General features: G+C 60.6%; 12 protein-coding genes and 1 riboswitch. Of the genes, 6 read left to right on the top strand and 6 right to left on the bottom strand.

The genetic code is table 11. The features are described 5' to 3' along the window. The first annotated feature begins 308 nt into the window (after nt 1–308). The gene (obgE, locus tag BN3659_RS02055) at nt 309–1,301 is read left to right on the top strand and encodes a GTPase ObgE (RefSeq protein WP_091534169.1); all 993 of its coding nucleotides are present in this window, start codon (nt 309–311) and stop codon (nt 1,299–1,301) included. Here obgE and BN3659_RS02050 read toward each other — a convergent pair. From BN3659_RS02050 to serB, 3 genes are read right to left on the bottom strand one after another with little or no spacing between them, the layout of a single operon-like run. Further along, nucleotides 1,231–2,193: a DUF5689 domain-containing protein gene (locus BN3659_RS02050; protein WP_141682451.1), complete on the bottom strand. Its 963-nt coding sequence runs from the start codon at nt 2,191–2,193 to the stop codon at nt 1,231–1,233. The genes obgE and BN3659_RS02050 overlap by 71 nt on opposite strands. Next, nucleotides 2,171–2,971 carry a DUF5689 domain-containing protein gene (locus BN3659_RS02045; protein WP_091534165.1) on the bottom strand — a complete coding sequence of 267 codons (801 nt, stop codon included), beginning with the start codon at nt 2,969–2,971 and terminating at the stop codon, nt 2,171–2,173. The genes BN3659_RS02050 and BN3659_RS02045 overlap by 23 nt, the downstream gene beginning before the upstream one ends. Nucleotides 2,972–2,982: 11 nt before the next feature. Further along, nucleotides 2,983–4,203, bottom strand: a complete 1,221-nt coding sequence (serB, locus tag BN3659_RS02040; protein WP_091534164.1) for a phosphoserine phosphatase SerB — start codon at nt 4,201–4,203, stop codon at nt 2,983–2,985. Between the two features lie 171 nt (nt 4,204–4,374). On the opposite strand from serB, the gene BN3659_RS02035 reads away from it, so the two are divergent. The 3 genes from BN3659_RS02035 to BN3659_RS02025 all read left to right on the top strand — a co-directional run bounded on the left by BN3659_RS02035 (nt 4,375) and on the right by BN3659_RS02025 (nt 6,627). Further along, a complete protein-coding gene (locus tag BN3659_RS02035) occupies nt 4,375–5,289 on the top strand; it encodes a mechanosensitive ion channel family protein (RefSeq protein WP_091534162.1) in 915 nt (304 codons plus the stop codon). 26 nt (nt 5,290–5,315) lie between these two features. Then, entirely contained in the window at nt 5,316–5,741 is a 426-nt protein-coding gene (locus BN3659_RS02030) for a DUF5606 family protein (RefSeq protein ID WP_091534160.1), read from the top strand. A gap of 397 nt (nt 5,742–6,138) precedes the next feature. Then, nucleotides 6,139–6,627, top strand: a complete 489-nt coding sequence (locus tag BN3659_RS02025; protein WP_091534158.1) for a methylglyoxal synthase — start codon at nt 6,139–6,141, stop codon at nt 6,625–6,627. 192 nt (nt 6,628–6,819) lie between these two features. On the opposite strand, the gene BN3659_RS02020 is transcribed toward BN3659_RS02025, so the two are convergent. The 3 genes from BN3659_RS02020 to BN3659_RS02010 all read right to left on the bottom strand — a co-directional run bounded on the left by BN3659_RS02020 (nt 6,820) and on the right by BN3659_RS02010 (nt 11,740). Next, nucleotides 6,820–8,697, bottom strand: a complete 1,878-nt coding sequence (locus BN3659_RS02020; protein WP_091534156.1) for a DUF5074 domain-containing protein — start codon at nt 8,695–8,697, stop codon at nt 6,820–6,822. Between the two features lie 138 nt (nt 8,698–8,835). Next, nucleotides 8,836–9,054, bottom strand: a riboswitch (cobalamin riboswitch). A gap of 401 nt (nt 9,055–9,455) precedes the next feature. After that, nucleotides 9,456–10,478 carry a tRNA dihydrouridine synthase DusB gene (gene dusB, locus BN3659_RS02015; RefSeq protein ID WP_091534155.1) on the bottom strand — a complete coding sequence of 341 codons (1,023 nt, stop codon included), beginning with the start codon at nt 10,476–10,478 and terminating at the stop codon, nt 9,456–9,458. Then, nucleotides 10,475–11,740 carry a hemolysin family protein gene (locus BN3659_RS02010; protein WP_091534153.1) on the bottom strand — a complete coding sequence of 422 codons (1,266 nt, stop codon included), beginning with the start codon at nt 11,738–11,740 and terminating at the stop codon, nt 10,475–10,477. Before BN3659_RS02010 ends, dusB begins: the two co-directional genes overlap by 4 nt. A 235-nt stretch (nt 11,741–11,975) precedes the next feature. On the opposite strand from BN3659_RS02010, the gene argS reads away from it, so the two are divergent. Beyond that, a complete protein-coding gene (gene argS / locus BN3659_RS02005; RefSeq protein WP_091534309.1) occupies nt 11,976–13,757 on the top strand; it encodes an arginine--tRNA ligase in 1,782 nt (593 codons plus the stop codon). A 65-nt stretch (nt 13,758–13,822) separates the two neighbouring features. Continuing rightward, complete coding sequence (locus BN3659_RS02000) at nt 13,823–14,746, top strand: OmpA family protein (RefSeq protein WP_141682450.1); 924 nt, start codon at nt 13,823–13,825, stop codon at nt 14,744–14,746. Nucleotides 14,747–14,799 lie beyond the last annotated feature (53 nt).

Here is a 14,799-nt window from a genome sequence, read left to right as displayed (position 1 = left end):
GCCGATGGCCTAAAAAGAGTTCGGAGCTTTGTCGGTCGCCGTGTCGCCGGTTGTCGGATCACGGCCGCCGGCCGGGGCGGTGTCGGAACGTCCGGATGCAGCGAAAGCCGCATCCGGCTTTTCATTCCGCATAGCTTTTCGTACCGCCCGGCTTTTCGTTTCGGCAAACCGAATGGACGCGGTCTTGCGCCCGACCTATTTTCTTGACCTTCGATTTCGTCTCAGATGCTTCCGTCCGGTAAAACGCGAATAAATTTGTTTTTGCGCCCGACTTATTCGTATCTTTGCCCGTAAAAACAGACAGATTTATGGCAGGTTCCAATTTTGTGGACTACGTGAAGATTTTTGCCCGTTCGGGGCACGGAGGTGCGGGCTCCGCCCATTTCCGGCGCGAGAAGTTCGTGGCCTTCGGAGGTCCCGACGGCGGCGACGGCGGTCGGGGTGGCAGCATCGTGTTGCAGGGCGACCGTCAGTATTGGACGCTCATCCATCTCAAGTACCAGCGCCACCAGTTCGCCGGGGACGGAGAGAACGGCTCGGGCGCCCGCTCGTCGGGCAAGGATGCGAAGGACATCGTGATACCCGTGCCGCTGGGGACGGTGGCGCGCAATGCCGAGACGGGCGAGATCGTCGGAGAGGTAACGGCCGAGGGCGAGCGGCTCGTGCTGCTCAAGGGCGGCCGCGGCGGGCTCGGGAACTGGCACTTCAAAAGCGCTACCAATCAAACGCCGCGTTACGCCCAGCCCGGCGAAGAGGGAGCCGAAGGGGCTTTCATCCTCGAACTCAAGGTGCTGGCGGATGTGGGGCTGGTGGGCTTCCCCAATGCGGGCAAGAGTACGCTGCTCTCGGTGGTCTCGGCGGCGAAACCCAAGATCGCCGACTATGCGTTCACTACGCTCGAACCCAATCTCGGGATCGTTGAGGTCCGCGACCACAAGTCGTTCGTGATGGCCGACATCCCGGGAATCATCGAGGGGGCGCACGAAGGCCGCGGACTGGGCACCCGTTTCCTGCGCCACATCGAACGCAACTCGGTGCTGCTTTTCATGATTCCGGCCGACAGCGACGACATACGCCGCGATTACGACATCCTGCTGGGCGAACTCACGCAGTACAATCCCGAACTGCTCGACAAACAGCGTTTGCTGGCCGTTACGAAGTGCGACATGCTCGACGAAGAGTTGATGGATCAGATGCGCGGCCATCTGCCCGAGGGGATACCCGCTCTTTTCATCTCGTCGGTCTCGGGATTGAATATTCCGCAGCTGAAAGACATGCTTTGGGAGGCGCTTCAGCGATAGCGAGGTCGATCTCGTAGTTTACGATGCGGAGCGAGAGTTCTCCGTTGAAGTAGTCTACGATCCCGTTTACGGAGCCTGTGCCCGGCGGCACGGGCTCCTCCGCATAGTGGCAGGAGGGGAGGACCCGCACCGGAAATCTGCCGCCGGAGGAGTCTGCGAGGGTCCTCACGGTCGTCTGCAAGGCTCCGGTCTCGGGATCGCGTCCGCACCACGGCTCGCCCGCTTCGAGGAACCGGACCGTTTCGAAACGCACGTAGCGGTCCGCATCGCCGGCCGTGAGTTCGGCGAACCGCACTGTCTGCGGACGGCGCGTGCCGGCATTGAGCGCCGTGCAGCGGATGTAGCGGTCCAGCTCGGAGCCCGGAATGCGGTCGACGCTGTATTCGCCCGTGGGCGGGGCGCCTAACTGCACCTTGCCGCCGTAGTCGCCGAGCGCCAGTCCGGAGCAGTAGACCGAGACGCGCGCACCCAATGGGAAAAGATTGGCGAGGTCGGTGCGGTCCACGGCGATTTCGATGCCGCCCGAGGCATCCTCCACGACGAGCGTCTTGGGAAATTCGTCCCGTATGTCGTTGGCCGTTACGATCCCTTCGATTTTGAGTTCCCGTGTCAGACGGGTGGATGAGCCCCGGCATAGCGATTTGAGATGGGCGATGGAGACGAAGGGTCCGTTCTCATCGTCGAATTCGAGGCGTGTGGCCGAGTTGCACGCCGCACCTGCGAGAGCCGCCGCAAACAGCAGGCTGCCGGCCGCCGCACGCAGCATCGCACGGTAACGGGGCGTTTGCCGCCGCGGCCGCTCGGCGGAGGATCGCAGCGAAGACATCGTCGCGGAACTGCCCCGGATGCCGATCTGGTTGGACCGGGCCTTAATACCAGCAATCCGTCTCATCGCGCAGTTTGAGCAGATAGCGGGGCGCGTCGTCCGCCCCCGAGGTGTACTGGAGGATGCCGACGAGGAGCACCTCGCATTCGGGAATCGCCCGGTCCGCGAAATCGGCATACGCACGCGTGTAGGTGCGGATGGTGTTGCCATCGGCGTCGGTGAAGCGTTTGTATCCGGCCCACGTCGCCTCCTCGACCGTTTCGGGGGCGTAGCGGAGGCCGTCGATGCGGACCAGCCGTCCGGCCATGTCGGGCGTGAGTTCGCCGATCGTGCAGACGGCCGGCCGCAGCGGGGAGTACGTGTCGCCGCGGAAGACGTGGGCATCGAGCGCGGCGCGCGAGCCGAGGTAGTCGGTGGCATAGCCGCTGCCCGCTTCGGGGAGGCGGCCGATTTGCAGCACGCCGTAGCTTTCTCCGAGCGCGAGCCCCCGAAGTCCGACCGTCAGTTCGCAGCCCTCGGGGTAGACGTTGTGCAGACCGTCGATGCCGGCCATCAGTTCCGCGGCAGCGCCCTGCTCTTCGAGGACGAGCGTGCGGTAGAAATTGCCGGCGCGATCGCTCGTAACGACACGGCCGCGGACGAAGATGTCGCTTTCGATCCGGACCGTCCGACCTGCATAGAGGCGGTGCAGTTCGGCGAGGGTCGTGGTCGCCGGAGGAGTTTCGATCGTCGTCGCGGGAGTGCCGGCGTCGTCGTAGCAACCCGCGGAGAACAGCGAGAGCACCGCGCCGCAGAGCAGGCCGCGACGGCGGATGACGGTGTGTCGGAAGAGGCGCCAAAACATGATTTTGCCGGTTATTCGATGCGGGAGTCCTTGAGACCGAGAAAGTAGAGGATGCCGTCGAGCCCGATGGTCGAGATCGACTGCCGGGCCGTGGCCTTCACTTTGGGTTTGGCGTGGAATGCGATGCCCAGACCCGCGATGCTCAGCATCGGCAGGTCGTTGGCACCGTCGCCCACGGCCACCGACTGCGCGAGGTTGATCTCCTCGAACTGGCACAGCAGCCGCAGCAGTTCGGCCTTGCGGCGTCCGTCGACCACCTCGCCCGTGAAGCGGCCAGTGAGCCGTCCGTCCTCGATCTCCAGTTCGTTGGCATAGACGTAGTCGAATCCGTATTTCTGGCGCAGATAGTTGCCGAAATAGGTGAAACCGCCCGAAAGGATTGCTGTCTTGTAACCCACACGCTTGAGGATCGTCATCATGCGTTCGAGCCCTTCGGTGATGGGCAGGCGGCGGGCGATGTCCTCCATCACCGAGACATCCAGCCCCTTGAGGAGCGCCACGCGCTGCGTGAAACTTTCGCGGAAGTCGATCTCGCCCCGCATGGCGCTGGCCGTGATGGCGCGCACGCGGTCGCCGACGCCGGCCCGTTCGGCCAGTTCGTCGATCACCTCGGTCTCGATGAGCGTCGAATCCATGTCGAAGCAGATCAGGCGGCGGCTGCGGCGGTAGATGTCGTCCTTCTGGAACGAAACGTCGAGCCCCATGTCCGAGAGGTTCATGAAGCGCTCCTGCATGGCGCTCTTGGCCGCATCGTCGAGCGAGCCGCGGACCGAGAGTTCGATGCACGATTTGGCTGCGCGGTCGTCCTCGCGCAGCGGTACACGTCCCGTGAGGCGGCGGATGGCGTCGATGTTGAGCCCGTGCTCGGCCACCACGCGCGTAACTTCGGCGATGTGGCGGGCCGTAACCTGCCGCCCGAGCAGGGTGATGATGTAGCGGTTGCGGCCCTGAAGGCTGACCCAACCGTTGTAGTCCGCTTCGGAAATCGGGGTGAAACGGATCATCACGCCCAGCTCCGATGCCTTGAAGAGCAACTCTTTCATGATGTTTCCCGATTTGTCGGAGGTCGTCCGGAAGAGGATGCCCAACGTCAACGACTGGTGGATGTTGGCCTGTCCGATGTCGAGGACGAAGGCGTCGTAGCGGGCCAGAATTTCGGTGAGCGACGAAGTCATGCCGGGCTTGTCTTCGCCGGATATGTTGATCTGGATGATTTCGACTTTGCTTTCCATTGTACGGTCGTTTATTCGCTTTTGTAGCACAAAGATAGGGATATTCTCCTTTTTTTGGTTATTTTTGCCGTGCGAATCGCCCCATTTCGTTAAGCCGGGCGCAGAGCCGGACGGCCAGTGCGGGCTTTGCCGAGGCGGGAAATGGAAAAAAGGTATTCGACGGAAACGAATATGCACCCTCTTTTTTTTCAGGCCGACCGGTTGCAGCCGTTGATGCTGCCCGACAGCGTGCAAAAAGCGAACCTCGCCGAGACGATCGACAAGGTCGTGCACATGGATTACAGAGCGTTTTTCATGGGGATGCTCGGCGATGCCGTGTGGATCGTGCTGAAGATCGTGCTCGCATTGCTCATCTATGCCGTGGGCCGCTGGATCATCCGACGGATCGTCCGGGTGCTGGATGCCGTGCTCGAACGCCGGCAGATCGACGTGTCGCTGCGCTCGTTTCTGCGTCATACGATGCGCGTGGTCTTCTCGCTATTGCTGATTCTGAGCGTGATCCAGACACTCGGCGTAAACGTTACCTCGATCATCGCGCTCTTCGCTTCGGCTACGTTGGCCGTCGGTATGGCGCTGAGCGGCACGGCGCAGAACTTCGCCGGCGGCGTGATGATCCTGCTCATGAAACCCTATCGCGTGGGGGACTACATCTCCGCACAGGGGCAGTCGGGGACCGTGAAGGAGATCAAACTCTTTTCGACGGTGATTCTTACGGCGGACAACCAGACGATCTATATTCCCAACAACACCATCGCTACGGCGATCATCGACAACTACTCGACGGCCGAGTTGCGCCGTGTGGAATGGACGGTGGGCATCTCCTACGGCGACGACGTGGACGTCGCCCGCCGGGCGATCCTCGAACTGCTCGAAGCCGATCCGAGGGTGGAGCGGAGTCCGGCGCCCGTGGTGTGGGTGGCTGCGCTCGCGGACAGTGCGGTGAATCTTTCCGTGCGGGCGTGGGTGAAGAACGCCGACTACTGGAACGTCTTTTTCGAATACAACGAGAAAATGTACAAGACACTGCCCGAGAAGGGAATCGGCTTCCCTTTCCCGCAGATGGATGTGCATGTGAAACGGAACTGATACTAATCTTTATATAACGCAGAACGATGGAACTCAAAGAGATTTTGGCGATTTCGGGTCAGCCCGGCCTTTACAGATATGTGGCGCAGTCGACGCGCGGCGTGATCGTGGAGTCGCTTCTCGACGGCAAACGGATGAATGCCGCCGCCAATGCCAAGGTCAGCGCGCTGACCGAGATTTCGATGTTTACCGAAGGCGACGATATTCCGCTCGCGGAGGTGTTCGACCGGATTTACGTGCAGACGGGCGGCAAGGAGGCGATCAGCCACCGGGAGACGCCCGAGCGAATCAAGGCGGCGTTCGCCGAGGTGCTTCCCGAATACGACCGCGACCGCGTGCATGTCTCGGATATGAAGAAATGTTTCGCATGGTATAACATCCTCGTCGGTGCAGGCTTCACGAAGTTCGAACTGCCGAAAGACGAGAAGGACGGAACCGAAGCGGAGGCGTAGGAGGGGCCGGATGCCTTACAGAGGGGGGGGAGCCGTCGTGTAAGCGGCGGATACCCCCTTTCCCTTTTTCGGGGCATTCGGACCAGAGGTTCCGGTTCCTGTTCCGGTTCCTGTTCCGATTCCTGTTCTTGTTCCGGTTTAGGTTCTGGTTCTGGTTCCTGTTTCGGTTCCGCTGCGGGCGATCTGTCCGCAGACGGCAGGCGTGCGTTCCGCATGTGCGGAGCACCGGTCCTTTCGGAATAGCGGCGGAACGGGATCGTCTTCCGTTTCCCGTCGTTACGATTCGGTGAACTTTTTCGGCATGATTTACAAAGCGTCCGATTTGTATTATATTTGTATCGTTCGATTCATTTACGAAAGAAGGCCGCCGGCAGGCTTTCGCAAAAGAGATGCAGCTATGGATAAAAGAAAGTGTATGGCGCTCGTGGCGCACGACAACATGAAACACGACCTTGCGGAGTGGGTCGACTGGAATTGCAGGAAACTGAGCCGGCATCGGCTGGTTTGTACGGGAACGACCGGTAAGATGGTGGAAAAGACGTTGCTCGACCATCGTGAGACGCACGACCTCGACGACTGTCCCGAAGCGCTCGAACTCGAAATCACACTGCTCAAATCCGGTCCCTTGGGCGGCGACCAGCAGCTCGGCTCGATGATCGCGGACGGGAAGATCAGCGCCCTGTTCTTTTTCTGGGATCCGATGTCGGCCCAGCCGCACGATGTGGATGTCAAGGCCCTGCTGCGTCTGGCGACGCTCTACAATGTACCGACGGCGGTGAACCGCTCGACCGCCGATTTCCTCATTTCGTCACCGCTCTTCGACGACGACGATTACGAACCCGTGGTGAAGGATTACAGGGCTTACGTCGAACGGGTGCTGGAATAGACGCGGGGCCCCGGCAAGGTGCGGATGCTCCGACCCGTGTGCGGAAGGAGGGGTCCCCTCTTTTCGGATGGATGCTTCCGCTTCCGCAAGAACGAGGGTTGGGGGGCGAATCTTCGGACGTGTCGAACGAAAAGAGGCTGTCTGCGCAAACCGCGCGGACAGCCTCTTTTGCATTCGGGAGCGTTCGGTGGATCAGAATACGATCATCGACGGGAACCAGTAGATGGTTTCGTTCTCGCTCAGGTAGGGGATCGTTTGCTCCAATGTGCCGTCGGCACCGAGGACCGCGATGTAGGTTTTCAGATAGTTGGCGCCCCAGCCGTCCTTGGTGTAGCTGACGTAAATCTTTCCGGTGTCGGGATCGACCGCAACGCCCGAACCGTATACCGAATATCCCTCGGGCATAGACCACAGATCGGAGAATGTGCCGGTGGCGACGTCGTATTTGCCCAGTGCCTTGCCGTAAACGCTCCAGCCGCTTCCGATCTGTTGGATGAAGTAGAGGCTGCTGCCGTCCGGAGCGGCTGCAAGGGAGCGGGGAGTGTAGGCCATCGAATTGAAATAGAGCGAGTAATCGCCTGTCGGGATGGTCGTTACCTTGTCGTTTGCGGGGTCGATCCGAACGATCTGCGTGTTGTTGGCAGCCCATACCGAACCGTCGTTCAGCGTAACGAAACCGGTCGCGGCGTCGCAGAGTTCGGTGGGGGCGCCGCCGGTCGAGGGATCGTAGGAGTAGACCTTGTTCGAGAAGATGAAGTAGAGTTTGCCGCCCGCGGCGCAGAGGTCTCGACCGCCGTTGAAGCCTTCGAAAATGCGGTCGTTCGTGTCGAGCGTCAGCGGATTGAGGCCCACTTTGTAGACGCCGCCGCCGCTGGTGATGTAACCCGTCGTTGCGTCGAATACGGTGAAGCCCATCACTTGTCGCAGTTCGTCGGTGTAATTTTCGCCGGAGAGCTCCGACTTGTAGTTGAAGTCCGCATCGGTTTCGACGATGAAGTGCTCGTCCTTGGCCGTGAGGTACGTCAAACCGTTCGTTGCGTTGCGGACCATCGTAACGCCCGTGTTGCCCAGCGGATGTTCGGGATTGACGGAGGCATAGACGCGGCTGATCCACTCGCCGTCGACGTAGTAGTTGACCGAAGCGGGCATCTTGCCGAGCTGTCCTTCGTTGTAGACGAAGAATCCGCCTTCGGGCAGCGTGCAGTAGAGTTTCACGGCCGCCATCATCGCGTGGCCCGAGAGGTCCGTGCCGACGATCTTCAGCCGTTCGCCGTTGGCGGCGGCCGTTGCGGCTGCCGGAGCGGTTACGGTTACTTTGCCTGTCTGCTCGTCGAGTCGGGCGGTCCAGCCTTCGGGTACGGACATCAGCTCCACGAAAGCGACCCGGGCGGCGGTATAGGCGATTTCGGCCGTCTGGCCTGCGGGAACATAGAGCGTGGCGGATGCGAACAGCAGCGAGCTCTCCTTGTATTTGGCGATCGTGATGGCCGAACCGTCCGCCAGCGTCAGAATCACTGCGTCCTCGGTCTCATCCACGTCGCTGAAGAACGAGTCGCCCTGTGCCTTCACGGGGGCGCCGTTCGACTCTACTCGTTCGCCGTCGACGGTCCAATATCCCTCGTCGTCGATGGCCAGTACGGGCGAATGCCCGTCAGTGCCGGCCGGACCCGTCGCGCCTGCGGCACCCGTTACGGGAATCTTATCCTGCGAGTCGGGTGCGGTGATGAACTCGCCGTCCAGCGTCCAGTAAAGCACGCCGTTCTCCTCCTTCACGCCGATCTTCGCACCGTCGGTTCCGTTCGTGCCGTTCGTACCGTGCTTGACGACGATCGAGGTGTTGTTGCTGAAGTCGATTTTGTAGCCTTCGGTCGTTTCGGTTACTTGCGTGATCAGCGCCCCGTCCTGCATGGCCGTCTGGAGGGTCGTAACCTGCTGGTTGAGCGATGCGATGTCCGTCTTGATCTGTTCGATCTCCTGCCAGAGGGCCGTGTCGTCGTAATCGTCCGAGCAGCTCCAAGCTCCGGAAGCGGCTGCCGCGAGGCAGCATAAAGCGAATAATTTCTTCATCATATTTATAAAAATTAAAGTTAGGTGCACGAAAAAACCGCCTGCGTTCGCACACAAGCGGCTGTATGATGATAATCAAAGAGAAATCGTCGACAATAGCGACAGACCTTTCCGTTCGATTACGACCCGACACCCGCGAGCGTAACGCATGTGCGCAAGGCAGGTCTTCTGACTTGTCCCCTCTCCGCCGACGCCTTCCCGATCGCCGAGGATCAGTGGCTATGTGTGGCGGAGTCGTCCTCTCCCTGTCGGGAGGACCGGAACTCACAGCAGCAGGTACTGTCGCCGAATTGCACGGCGTTCCCTATTGATTCCCGTAAGCCTGAGCTTACTTCGGAAACCTTGGCGCGGCAAAGGTAACCATTTTTTCGGGATAATGTACCGCGGATTCGATTTTGTTTCGGAAAGAACGCTGCGGCCGTCCGTGAGGAGCGTCGGGATATTCCGTCCGTCCGGCTGGCTGACGAAAGGTCGTGCATCGTCGGTCGTGCGGCATGGCGGCGACGCCGTGCGGTACGGCGGGGCGATGTGCATTGCGGTGTAACGGGGAACTGCGGGAGTGTTGTATCGTCGGTGCTGCGGTAAGTCGGGGTACCGTCCGTCGTGGTGGGGCTGCCGTGGTGGGGCGCGGCGAAGTGTCGTATGATGCGATGCAGCGTTCCGTGCGGCGGGGTGAGCTTCGCCGGTTTTGCCGCGTATTGTTGAGCGATGCGGCAATCGGGTGGGGCGGCGGGGAGTGCCCGCTTCGCCGGCCGCTCCGTTCAGAGATCGTGCGACAGGGGAGCCGGAACGACTTGCGACGCATCGAAATCGCCCCAACGTTCGGCGATGGAGTCGATCGTGGCGAACAGCTCCGCGATGTCGGTGAGCGTTACGAGTTTGAGCCGCGTGGATTTGAAGTCGGGCAGCCCCTTGAAGTAGTTGGAAAGGTGGCGGCGCATCTCGATCACGCCCACGTATTCGCCCTTGACTTCGATGGATTTGGCCAGATGTTCGCGCGCGATGGCCGCACGCTCCCGCACCGACGGCTGCGGAAGCACTTCGCCTGTCGAGAGGAAATGCTTGATCTCGCGGAAGATCCACGGCCGTCCGTAGGTCGCGCGGCCGATCATCACCCCGTCCACTCCGTAGCGGTCGAACATCTCCCGGGCCTTGGGTCCCGAATCCACGTCGCCGTTGCCGATGATCGGTATGCGGATCGCGGGATTGTTTTTCACGGCGCCGATGAGCGTCCAGTCCGCCTCGCCGCGGTACATCTGGGCGCGCGTGCGGCCGTGGATCGTGAGGGCCGCGATGCCCGTGTCTTGCAGCCGGAGGGCGATCTCTTCGATATTTTTCGATTCGTCGTCCCAGCCCAGACGGGTTTTGACCGTTACGGGCATACGGACCGCCTCGACGATCCGGCGCGTCATCTCGACCATCAGCGGCACGTCGCGCATCATGCCCGAGCCGGCTCCGCGGCCGGCAATCTTCTTCACGGGGCAACCGAAGTTGATGTCGACGAGATCGGGTCCGGCGGCCTCGGCCATGCGCGCCGCTTCGACCATCGGTTCGATCCGGTTGCCGTAGATCTGGATGCCGACGGGCCGTTCGGCGTCGTCGAAGCGCAGCTTGGCGAGCGATTTGGCCGCGTCGCGGATCAGGCCGTCGGCCGATATGAATTCGGTGTAGACGACATCGGCCCCGAACCGTTTGCACATGTAGCGGAACGAAGGGTCGGTAACGTCCTCCATCGGCGCCAGAAAAAGGGGCCGGTCGCCCAGCTCTATGCCGGCGATTTTCATGACAGACGGGTTACGAGTATTTTGTCGATGCGCGCTCCGTCCATGTCCACGATTTCGAACCGGAACATCTGCCATTGCAGCTGTTCGCCCGTCTGGGGGATGTGCTCCAGCTCGTCGAGGATCAGGCCGCTGAGGGTGTTGTATTCGTTGTGCGGAAGAACGTCCTCCAAACCGTAGTAGGCCAGAAAGTCGTAGAACGGACATTGGCCGTCCACGAGTGCGGAGCCGTCTTCGCGCGGCACGATGTCGGGCTCCTCGCGCTCTTCGAGCATCGTGCCCACGAGCGCTTCGAGAATGTCGCGCAGCGTAACGATCCCCTGCGTAATGCCGAATTCGTCGCACACGATGCCGTAGCCGAGATGCTCGGTCCGGAGCTGTTCGAGCGCGTTGTAGACCTCGGTTTCTTCATGGAAGAACTTGGCCGGTCGAAGCACCTTCCGCACCGCGAAATCGGGATCGTTGATGTGGGTGAACAGATCCTTGAGGTAGACCACGCCCTCCACGCGGTCGAGATTGCCGTCGGCGACGGGAAAGCGGTTGTGCGGCGAACCGTCGACCAGTTCGCGGATGCGGTCGGCCGACATCGAGAGGTCGATCCAGACGATTTCGCTCCGGTGGGTCATGATCGAATCCACCGTGCGGTCGCCGAGCGAAAAGACGCGGCCCACGATCTTCTGCTCCACCTCCTGCACTTCGCCGTCTTCGGCGCCTTCCTGTATGATCGATCGGATTTCGGCTTCGGTTACTTTGCTTTCCGTCTCTTTGAGGCCCATGAGGCGCGTTACGGCTTCGATGCTCCGCGAAAGCAGCCATACGAAGGGGGAGGCCGCCACCGAGAGGATGTGCATGGGACGCGCCACGGCCTTGGCCACCCGTTCCGATGCGTTCAGTCCGATGCGCTTGGGGACCAGCTCGCCGAAGACGATCGTGATATAGGTAACGACTACGACGATGACCACCTGCGCGATCATCGTCGCGGTGCGCAGCGGCAGGCCCGTGGCGGCGAGCAGGACGCCGAAACGCCCGGCCAGCGCGTCGCCCGAATAGATACCCGTGAGGATGCCGATCAGCGTGATGCCGATCTGCACCGTCGAGAGGAACTTGTCGGGATCCTCGGCCAGCAGCAGGGCTTGCCGTGCCGTTTTGCTTCCCTGTTTGGCCTGCGTGTTCAGGTTCGACTTGCGGGCCGAGATGAGCGCTACTTCGGACATGGCGAAAAGACCGTTGAGCAGAATCAGCAGCAGAATGATGATTATTTCCATTGTATTCAGGTAATTATATGCTCCGCCGCACCGGAGTTTCCGGCCATCCGGACCGGAGGGCCGACCGCAGGTGCGTACGGGCAGGTAATCACGGGTCGTTATTTCGGAGACAAAGATACACATTGTTTGCGATTTTCATGCGGTTTGCGGAAGCTTTCCCCGAATTAGGGGATCCGGCGGGATTGATTTTTCGCCGAAAAGCGTTAAATTTGCCCCCAAATTCGTTGAAATGATGATGAAGATCGAAAACTTTGTTTCGGATGCGGTGCTCCGTTCCGCGGAGGCACTCTATGGCAGGCTCGAAGAGGGGCAGTTGCAGATACAGAAGACCCGCAGGGAGTTCGAGGGGGACTATACGCTCGTAACTTTTCCGCTGCTGCGACGAAGCCGCAAGTCGCCCGAAGCGACCGCGAACGAAATAGGGGAGCACATCGTCGCCCATACGCCCGAGATACGTTCGTTCAACGTCATCAAAGGTTTTCTCAACCTGACGCTCGACTGCGCGTTCTGGCAGGCCCGCTTCGCCGAAATCGCGGCCGACGACGCCTACGGCACGGCCCCTGCCACGGGCCGGACGGTGATGATCGAATACTCGTCGCCCAACACCAACAAACCGCTCCATCTGGGACACGTCCGCAATAATCTGCTCGGCTACTCCGTGGCGCGGATTCTTGAGGCTAACGGCCACACGGTCATCAAGGCCAATCTGGTGAACGACCGCGGCATCCACATCTGCAAATCGATGCTGGCGTGGAAACTCTACGGCGGAGGCGAGACGCCCGCATCGTCGGGCATGAAGGGCGATCATCTGGTCGGGAAATACTACGTCGAGTTCGACAAACGCTACAAGGCCCAGATCCGGGAGCTCGTGGCAGACGGACAGAGCGAGGAGGAGGCCAAAAAGAATGCCCCGATCTTGGTCGAGGCGCAGGAGATGTTGCGCCGGTGGGAGGCCAAGGATCCAGAGGTGTACGACCTGTGGCAGACGATGAACGGCTGGGTCTACGACGGTTTCGACGTTACGTACAAGGCGCTCGGCGTCGAGTTCGACAAGGTCTACTACGAATCGCAGACCTATCTGCTCGGCAAGAGCATCGTCGACGAGGGGCTGCGCAAGGGCGTGTTCTACCGCCGTCCGGACAATTCGGTGTGGATCGACCTCACGGGCGACGGGCTGGACGAGAAGCTGCTGCTGCGCGGCGACGGTACGTCGGTCTACATGACGCAGGATTTGGGAACGGCCTTCCGCCGTTTCGAGGACAACCGGCTCGACGACATGATCTACGTCGTGGGCAACGAGCAGAACTATCACTTTCAGGTGCTCAAGCTCGTGCTCAAGAAGCTGGGCTATGCTTGGAGCGATCACATCACCCACCTCTCCTACGGCATGGTGGAGCTGCCCGAAGGCAAGATGAAGTCGCGCGAGGGGACGGTGGTCGATGCCGACGACCTGATCGCCGCGATGGTGAAGACCGCCCGCGAAATGTCGGACGAGCTGGGCAAGCTCGACGGCTGCTCGGAAGAGGAGGCGGCGGCCGTTTCGGAGATGGTCGGACTGGGTGCGCTCAAGTATTTCATCCTCAAGGTCGACCCGAAGAAGACGATGCTTTTCGATCCGCGCGAGTCGATCGACTTCAACGGCAATACGGGCCCCTTCATTCAATATACGCACGCGCGTATCCGCTCCGTGCTGCGCAAGGCGGCGGAGGCGGGCATCGACTTCGGCGGCGACATCCCCTCGGTCCCTTACGTGCCGGAGGAGATCGAGCTGGTGAAGAGTCTGACGGACTATCCCTCGGCGGTCGCTGCGGCCGGCGAGAACTTCGCGCCCTCGATCGTCGCGGCATACGCCTACGAGCTGGCCAAACAGTTCAACGGATACTACCACGACCATTCGATCCTCAAGGAGGAAAATTCCGATGTGCGCCGCATGCGCCTGCAACTCGCGCAGCAGGTCGCCCGCGTGATCCGTTCGGCGATGAAACTGCTGGGCATCGACGTGCCGGAGCGGATGTAGACGTGTCCGGACTCGGCTTACGACGGAGACCTGCGGCTGAGGCGGGTCTCCGCCGTATTTTATATATGATTCAGGTACAGGATCATTCCGTCTCGCCGCTGCGGTTGCTATCGTCGTGGTACGAATCTTGCGATAGGGTAGTGCAGGAATTTAACCAACACTATTTTAGCGTGAAAACAATACTCTTTACTTTCGCTCTCCCTCTTGCGTTGTGTGCCGCTCACGGAGCGACGGCCCAGATCAAGAGTACGATGTCCGCCCCGAAGGCGGATTCCGTGATGCTGTCGGAAACGACCGACGGCGATTATCTCGTTCGCAGATACATGGTTCGAAGCGATGCCGACACGGGTTATACGGTTCGCTACAAGATCAGTTCGTCGACGCTGACGACGAATTTCGACGGCAACCCCTCGGAAATTCAGGGGCTTACCGACTTCATCAACTCGATGGATCGGGATTCGCTCATGCAGGTGAAGTCGGTAACGATCACCGGTTACGCATCGCCGGACGGACCGCTGGCGCTCAATGAGCGACTGGCCAAAAACCGTGCGCAGAGCCTTAAAAACTATGTAGACAAGCAGTTCGGCCTTTCGAAGAAATACGACGTGAGGACTGCTTCCGTGGCGTCGGATTGGGATGCCGCCCGCGAGGCCATCGCCCGATCGAACGTCCCCGACAAGCAGACCGTGCTCGGCATCATCGACCGGCGCGGCGGCCGCACGGCCGTCGAACAGCGTTTGAAAGCGCTTCCCGCAGAGGTTTGGAAGTATCTTGCCGACCGGATTCTGCCTCCGATGCGTTATGCGGAGATCGCCATAGCCTATGTCGGCGGTCGGGAGGTCGTACAGCGCACGCTGATCCCGAAGCCCGAAGTCGTAGTAGTCGAGGAGGTCGAAGAGGTGTGCTGCGATCCGTGCGCCTGCGTCGAGGTGATGGAATCGGTCAACGGACTGATTGTCGAAATGCCCGATGTACCGGTCGATTTCTGACGACGGAATTTCGCAAAAATTCGCAAAAAAGGGATTTCTCACCGCAGAGAAAT

Origin of the sequence: Alistipes sp. CHKCI003, from assembly GCF_900021155.1 — a bacterium.
In the GTDB taxonomy this organism is placed as follows: Bacteria; Bacteroidota; Bacteroidia; order Bacteroidales; family Rikenellaceae; genus Alistipes; species Alistipes excrementavium.
The sequence above is the reverse complement of the archived record's forward strand: the minus strand, read 5'-3'. Positions and strand labels throughout refer to the sequence as shown.

Bases quoted from the DNA above. Each gene is read 5' to 3' on its own strand.
- obgE (WP_091534169.1), top strand. From the start codon at position 309: ATGGCAGGTTCCAATTTTGTGGACTACGTGAAGATTTTTGCCCGTTCG.
- BN3659_RS02050 (WP_141682451.1), bottom strand. From the start codon at position 2,193: ATGAGACGGATTGCTGGTATTAAGGCCCGGTCCAACCAGATCGGCATC.
- BN3659_RS02045 (WP_091534165.1), bottom strand. From the start codon at position 2,971: ATGTTTTGGCGCCTCTTCCGACACACCGTCATCCGCCGTCGCGGCCTG.
- serB (WP_091534164.1), bottom strand. From the start codon at position 4,203: ATGGAAAGCAAAGTCGAAATCATCCAGATCAACATATCCGGCGAAGAC.
- BN3659_RS02035 (WP_091534162.1), top strand. From the start codon at position 4,375: ATGCACCCTCTTTTTTTTCAGGCCGACCGGTTGCAGCCGTTGATGCTG.
- BN3659_RS02030 (WP_091534160.1), top strand. From the start codon at position 5,316: ATGGAACTCAAAGAGATTTTGGCGATTTCGGGTCAGCCCGGCCTTTAC.
- BN3659_RS02025 (WP_091534158.1), top strand. From the start codon at position 6,139: ATGGATAAAAGAAAGTGTATGGCGCTCGTGGCGCACGACAACATGAAA.
- BN3659_RS02020 (WP_091534156.1), bottom strand. From the start codon at position 8,697: ATGATGAAGAAATTATTCGCTTTATGCTGCCTCGCGGCAGCCGCTTCC.
- dusB (WP_091534155.1), bottom strand. From the start codon at position 10,478: ATGAAAATCGCCGGCATAGAGCTGGGCGACCGGCCCCTTTTTCTGGCG.
- BN3659_RS02010 (WP_091534153.1), bottom strand. From the start codon at position 11,740: ATGGAAATAATCATCATTCTGCTGCTGATTCTGCTCAACGGTCTTTTC.
- argS (WP_091534309.1), top strand. From the start codon at position 11,976: ATGAAGATCGAAAACTTTGTTTCGGATGCGGTGCTCCGTTCCGCGGAG.
- BN3659_RS02000 (WP_141682450.1), top strand. From the start codon at position 13,823: ATGATTCAGGTACAGGATCATTCCGTCTCGCCGCTGCGGTTGCTATCG.